The following is a 5,576-nucleotide window of genomic DNA, read 5'->3' as shown; positions in this document are numbered from 1 at the left end:
GCCGACTACCACCTGGTGCACCTCGGCGCCCGCGCCATGGGCGGCGCCGGCATGGTGGTGGCGGAGATGACCTGCACCAGCCCCGATGCCCGCATCACGCCCGGCTGCCCGGGGCTGTGGAACGCGCAGCAGCGCGAGGGCTGGAAGCGCATCGTCGATTTCGTGCACGCCCACACCGACGCGAAGATCGCCATGCAGCTCGGACACGCCGGGCCCAAGGGGTCCACCCGCGTGCCCTGGGAAGGCGAGGACCTGCCGCTGCCCGAAGGCAACTGGCCGCTGCTGTCCGCCTCGCCGCAGCAGTACATCGACGGCGTGAGCGACTGGTCGCGCCCCATGGCCCGTGCCGACATGGACCGCGTGCGCGAAGACTTCGTGCGCAGCGCCCGCTTCGCCGCCGAAGCCGGCTTCGACTGGCTGGAGCTGCACTGCGCCCACGGCTACCTGCTTTCCAGCTTCATCTCGCCGCTGACCAACCAGCGTACCGACGACTACGGCGGTCCGCTCGAGAACCGGCTGCGCTATCCGCTGGAAGTGTTCCGCGCCATGCGCGCGGTGTGGCCGCAGGACAAGCCGATGTCGGTGCGCATTTCGGCGCACGACTGGGTGGAGGGCGGCATCACGCCCGACGACGCGGTGCAGATCGCGCGCGCCTTCAAGGCCGCCGGCGCCGACCTCATCGACTGCTCCTCGGGCCAGGTGAGCCGCAAGCAGCAGCCGGTGTACGGCCGCATGTACCAGACGCCGTTCGCCGACCGCATCCGCAACGAAGCCGGCATCGCGACGATGGCCGTCGGCGCGATTTCGGAAGCCGACCACGTCAACAGCATCATCGCGGCCGGCCGCGCGGACCTGTGCGCGATCGCGCGGCCGCATCTCGCCAACCCGGCGTGGGCGCTGCTGGAGGCGGCCAGGATCGGCTACCGCGAACTCGAATGGCCGAAGCAGTACCTGTCCGGCAAGACCCAGCTCGAACGCAACCTCGAACGCGAAAAGGCCCAGGCCCAGGAGACCCCGAATGAACGATTCAACTGAGCGCGTCGATCCCGCGCTGGCGGCGGGCAACCGCAAGGCGCTCGCCGGTTACCGCGCGCAGCATTTCCTCTGGCAGGTGCAGGAGGGGGTGGCCACTGTCACGCTGAACCGCCCCGAGCGCAAGAACCCGCTCACCTTCGACTCGTACGCGGAGCTGCGCGACCTGTTCGGGCAGCTGAAGTACGCGACAGACGTGCACGCGGTGGTGATCGCGGGCGCGGGCGACAACTTCTGCTCCGGCGGCGACGTGCACGAGATCATCGGCCCGCTGGTGCGGCTGCAGGCACCGGAGCTGCTGATGTTCACGCGCATGACGGGTGACCTGGTGAAGACCATGCGCGCCTGCCCGCAGCCGATCGTGGCTGCCGTCGACGGGGTCTGCGCCGGCGCCGGCGCGATCGTCGCCATGGCCTCCGACCTGCGCCTGGGTACCGCGCGCAGCAAGACCGCCTTCCTGTTCAACCGGGTCGGGCTCGCCGGTTGCGACATGGGCGCCTGCGCCATGCTGCCGCGGATCATCGGCCAGGGGCGGGCGAGCGAGCTGCTCTACACCGGCCGTGCCATGACGGGCGAGGAGGGCGAGCGCTGGGGCTTCTTCAACAAGCTGTGCCTGCCCGAGCACCTGCTGGAGCAGGCGCAGGCGATGGCGCGCGATCTGGTGCAGGGCCCCACCTTCGCCAATGGCATCACCAAGACCATGCTGCACCAGGAATGGGCCATGACTTTGGAGCAGGCGATCGAGGCGGAGGCGCAGGCCCAGGCCCTGTGCATGCTGACCCAGGACTTCCGCCGCGCCTACGAGGCCTTCGTGGCGAAGCAGAAGCCGCGCTTCGAGGGGAATTGAAATGACGAAGTCTGTCTTCTCCCTCGCCCGCTTGCGGGAGAGGGCCGGGGTGAGGGGGAACTGAAATGGTGGACAACGCCTATCTCGATTGGCCCTTCCTCGAGGACAGCCATCGCGCCCTGGCCGCCGAACTCGAGACCTGGGCCGCGACCCACGTGGCCGGCGTGCACGGCCTGGACGTCGATGCGGATTGCCGTCGCCTCGTACGCCACCTGGGCGACGCCGGCTGGTTGCGGCACGCCGTCGGCGGCACGCCCTGGGGCCACGCCGACACCATCGACACCCGCGCGATCTGCCTCGCCCGGCAAATCCTGGCGTATCACAACGGCCTGGCGGACTTCGCCTTCGCCATGCAGGGACTGGGCTCCGGCGCAATCAGCCTGCAGGGCACGGCCGAACAGAAGGAGCGCTACCTGCCGCGGGTGGCGCGCGGCGAGGCGATCGCGGCCTTCGCCCTCTCCGAGCCCGAGGCCGGCTCCGACGTCGGCGCCATGCAGTGCGCCGCCCGCATCGAGGGCGAGCACGCGGTGATCGACGGCGAGAAGACCTGGATCTCCAACGGCGGCATCGCGGACTTCTACGTGGTGTTCTGTCGCACCGGGGAGGCACCGGGATCGCGCGGCATTTCCGCCTTCGTGGTCGAGGCCGGCACGCCGGGGCTGGAGATCGCCGAACGCATCGACGTCATCGCGCCGCACCCGCTGGCGCGCCTGCGCTTCCGGGACTGCCGCGTGCCGCTGGCGCAGCGCCTCGGCGCGCCGGGCGAGGGCTTCAAGCTGGCGATGCGCACGCTCGACGTGTTCCGCACCTCGGTGGCCGCGGCGGCGCTGGGCTTCGCGCGCCGGGCGCTGGACGAAGCGCTGGCCCATGCCACGCAACGCAAGATGTTCGGCCAGGCCCTGGCCGATTTCCAGCTCACGCAGGCGAAGCTGGCGCAGATGGCCACCACGGTGGACAGCGCGGCCCTGCTGGTGTGGCGCGCCGCCTGGCTGCGCGACCAGGGCCGCACCATCACCAAGGAGGCGGCGATGGCCAAGCTGGCCGCCACCGAAGGCGCGCAGCAGGTGATCGACGCGGCGGTGCAGCTGCACGGCGGCCTCGGGGTGAAGCAGGGCGTCGCCGTGGAAAGCCTCTACCGCGAGATCCGGGCCCTGCGCATCTACGAAGGCGCCACCGAGGTGCAGCAATTGATCGTCGGCCGCGAACTGTTGAAGGAGATGCGCGCATGAGCTTCCACCAAGCCGTCCTCCCGGAGGGCTGGCCCCGCCCCAAGGGCTACGCCAACGGCGTCGTGGCCCAGGGACGGATGCTGTTCGTCGCCGGCATGATCGGCTGGGACGCCGATGGGCGCTTCGCCAGCGACGATTTCGGCGCCCAGGCCCGCCAGGCGCTGCAGAACCTGGCCGAGGTGCTGCGTGCGGCGGGCGGCAGCGGCGAGCACGTGGTGCGCATGACGTGGTACGTCACCGACAAGCGCGAGTACCTCGCCGCCGGGCGCGAGATCGGCCAGGCCTTCCGCGAGATCATCGGCAACTACGCCGTGGCGATGACGGCGGTGGAGGTCCGCGCCCTGATCGAGGACCGGGCCAAGGTGGAAATCGAGGCGACCGCCGTCCTGCCCGAGGCCTGAGGCGCGCGCCAGCCCGGCGGTTGCCCCCGATAATGGGGTCCGACCCTGGAGCCCGCCCCGTGCAAGAGGACCTGCCTTCCCGCTGGCCGCCGAACGACGACGAGGAGAAGCCCGTGCGCGAGTTCGCACAGGGCTTCGTCGAGGCGCACCGGCAGAAGATCTTCCTCGGGTTGGCGATCGCCGGCACGGTGCTGCTCGGCCCCTTCACCGTCAACAACTTCATCCAGGGCCGGGTGCTGCTCGGGCTGGCGACCAGCGCCTTCATGGTGTGCCTGCTGGTCAACGCCTTCGCGATCGCGCGCGGCGGCGTGCCCCTGGTGCCGGTCTGGGCGATCTTCGCCGCCTCCATGGTGGGGCTGGCCACCGCGATCCACGACAACGGCCTGATCGGCATCTTCTGGGTCTATCCCGGCATCCTGCTGTTCCACTTCATGCTGCCGGTGCGGCAGGCCAACCTGTTCAACATCGCGATGGTGGCGATGACGGTCCCGCTGGCCTGGATGCACATCGGGCCGGCGCTGACGGCGCGGGTGGCCGTCACGCTGACACTGGTGGTGATCTTCGCCAACCTGTACTCGCGCATCGCCGAGGCGCAGCATGCCAAGGAGTCCGAGCAGCGCGAGCACCTCGACACGCTGATCCGCCAGCTGGAGGACCAGAACAAGGCGCTGCGCGAGGCCTTCCGCGTGCGCGAGGAGGTGGAGCGCATCGCGCGCCACGACCTCAAGACGCCGCTGGCGAGCATCGCCTCGGTGCCGCGGCTGCTGCGCGAACGCCGTCCGCCGGATCCGGTGGAGGACGAACTGCTCGGCACCGTGGAGCGAGCGGCGCTGCGCGTGCTGAGCATGGTCAACCTGTCGCTGGACCTGTACCGCATGGAGGCCGGCACCTACCGTCTGCGCGCGCAGGCGGTGGACCTGGCGGGCCTGGTGAACACGGTGGCGCGCGAACTGCACCCGCATGCGCGCTCCAAGAAGGTCCGGCTGGTCATCGAGCTGCCGCCGGAGCCGCTGTATGCCAAAGGCGAGGAACTGCTTTGCTATTCCACCATCGCCAACCTGCTGAAGAATGCGCTGGAGGCGGCCGCCGAAGGTTCCGACGTGCGCGTGAAGCTGCGGCTCGCGCCCGGGCCGGGCGGCGAATCGGTGGCGCTGATGATCTCCAACGCCGGCGAGGTGCCCCCCGAAGTCCGGGGCCGCTTCTTCGAGAAGTACGCCACCCACGGCAAGAGCGGCGGCATGGGCCTGGGCGCCTATTCGGCCCGCCTGATGGCGCAGGTGCAGCGCGGCGAGCTGGCGATGCAGTCGCGCCACGGCACCACCACGCTGACGCTGCGGCTGCCGCCCTGGCGCGCGCCGCTGCCGGCGCCGCAGCCCGAGGCCGCGCCGGCCGGCCTGCCGCAGCCCGCGCGCAAGGCCGAGGCGCTGCCGGAACTCTCCGTGCTGGTGGTGGACGACGACGAATACAACATCGTGGTGCTCAAGAGCCTGCTGCCCAGCCCGCCGCTGGCGGTGCGCACGGCCGTCAACGGGCGCGATGCGCTGGAGCTGGTGCGCGCGTCGCGGCCGGACGTGATCTTCCTGGACCTGCAGATGCCGGTGATGGGCGGCCTGGAGGCGGCGCGCGAGATCCGCGCGCTGCAGCGCGGGCGCGGCGAGGCGCCCAGCTTCCTGGCGGCCTTCTCCGCCTACGATGACGAAGCCACCCGCAAGGCCTGCGTGGAGGCCGGCTTCGACCTGTACCTCGCCAAGCCCGCCTCGCGCGAGGAAGTGCTGGCGGTGCTGCGGCGCGAGGATCCGTCGGTGGTGCACGCGGTGTCGTCGCCGGTGCCGTTGTCGCTCGGCGGCGAGGGGGTCGCCCCGCCGGTGGCGCCGCCGGGCCGGGTGTGGGTGGAGCCGGGGCTGATGCACCTGATGCCCGAATTCCTGTCCTCGCGCCGCAAGCTGGCCCAGACACTGGTGGACGCGGCGCGCGAGGGCGAGCGCGAGACGGTGCGCGTCACGGCCCACAAGCTGGCCGGCAGCCTGGCCATGTACGGCTTCAAGGACGCGAGCCGCGCCAGCCTGG

At 70.9% G+C, this 5,576-nt stretch carries 4 protein-coding genes and 1 pseudogene; all 5 read left to right on the top strand.

Annotated features, from left to right (window positions below; translation table 11 throughout):
- Positions 1-1,035: pseudogene (locus tag VFM98_RS13255) on the top strand (bifunctional salicylyl-CoA 5-hydroxylase/oxidoreductase); the annotation flags it as partial.
- Positions 1,019-1,879, top strand: coding sequence for an enoyl-CoA hydratase family protein (locus tag VFM98_RS13250; RefSeq protein ID WP_325110389.1), 861 nt, complete (start codon positions 1,019-1,021; stop codon positions 1,877-1,879). The pseudogene VFM98_RS13255 and the gene VFM98_RS13250, both read left to right, overlap by 17 nt.
- A gap of 65 nt (positions 1,880-1,944) precedes the next feature.
- Positions 1,945-3,108, top strand: coding sequence for an acyl-CoA dehydrogenase family protein (locus tag VFM98_RS13245; protein ID WP_325110388.1), 1,164 nt, complete (start codon positions 1,945-1,947; stop codon positions 3,106-3,108).
- Positions 3,105-3,509 (top strand): RidA family protein, encoded by a 405-nt coding sequence (locus VFM98_RS13240; protein ID WP_325110387.1) that lies wholly within the window; start codon positions 3,105-3,107, stop codon positions 3,507-3,509. The genes VFM98_RS13245 and VFM98_RS13240 overlap by 4 nt, the downstream gene beginning before the upstream one ends.
- Positions 3,510-3,568: 59 nt before the next feature.
- Positions 3,569-5,576 (top strand): response regulator (locus tag VFM98_RS13235; protein ID WP_325110386.1); only part of this gene is annotated, 2,008 nt, incomplete at its 3' end.

The sequence above is a fragment of the Ramlibacter sp. genome, from assembly GCF_035706265.1.
Classification (GTDB): domain Bacteria; phylum Pseudomonadota; class Gammaproteobacteria; order Burkholderiales; family Burkholderiaceae_C; genus Ramlibacter.
Note: the sequence above shows the minus strand (reverse complement) of the source record. Positions and strands in the feature narration are given on the sequence as shown.

What these genes read in the sequence shown, in the direction of transcription:
- VFM98_RS13250 (WP_325110389.1), top strand. Translation starts at nt 1,019, where the DNA reads ATGAACGATTCAACTGAGCGCGTCGATCCCGCGCTGGCGGCGGGCAAC.
- VFM98_RS13245 (WP_325110388.1), top strand. Translation starts at nt 1,945, where the DNA reads ATGGTGGACAACGCCTATCTCGATTGGCCCTTCCTCGAGGACAGCCAT.
- VFM98_RS13240 (WP_325110387.1), top strand. Translation starts at nt 3,105, where the DNA reads ATGAGCTTCCACCAAGCCGTCCTCCCGGAGGGCTGGCCCCGCCCCAAG.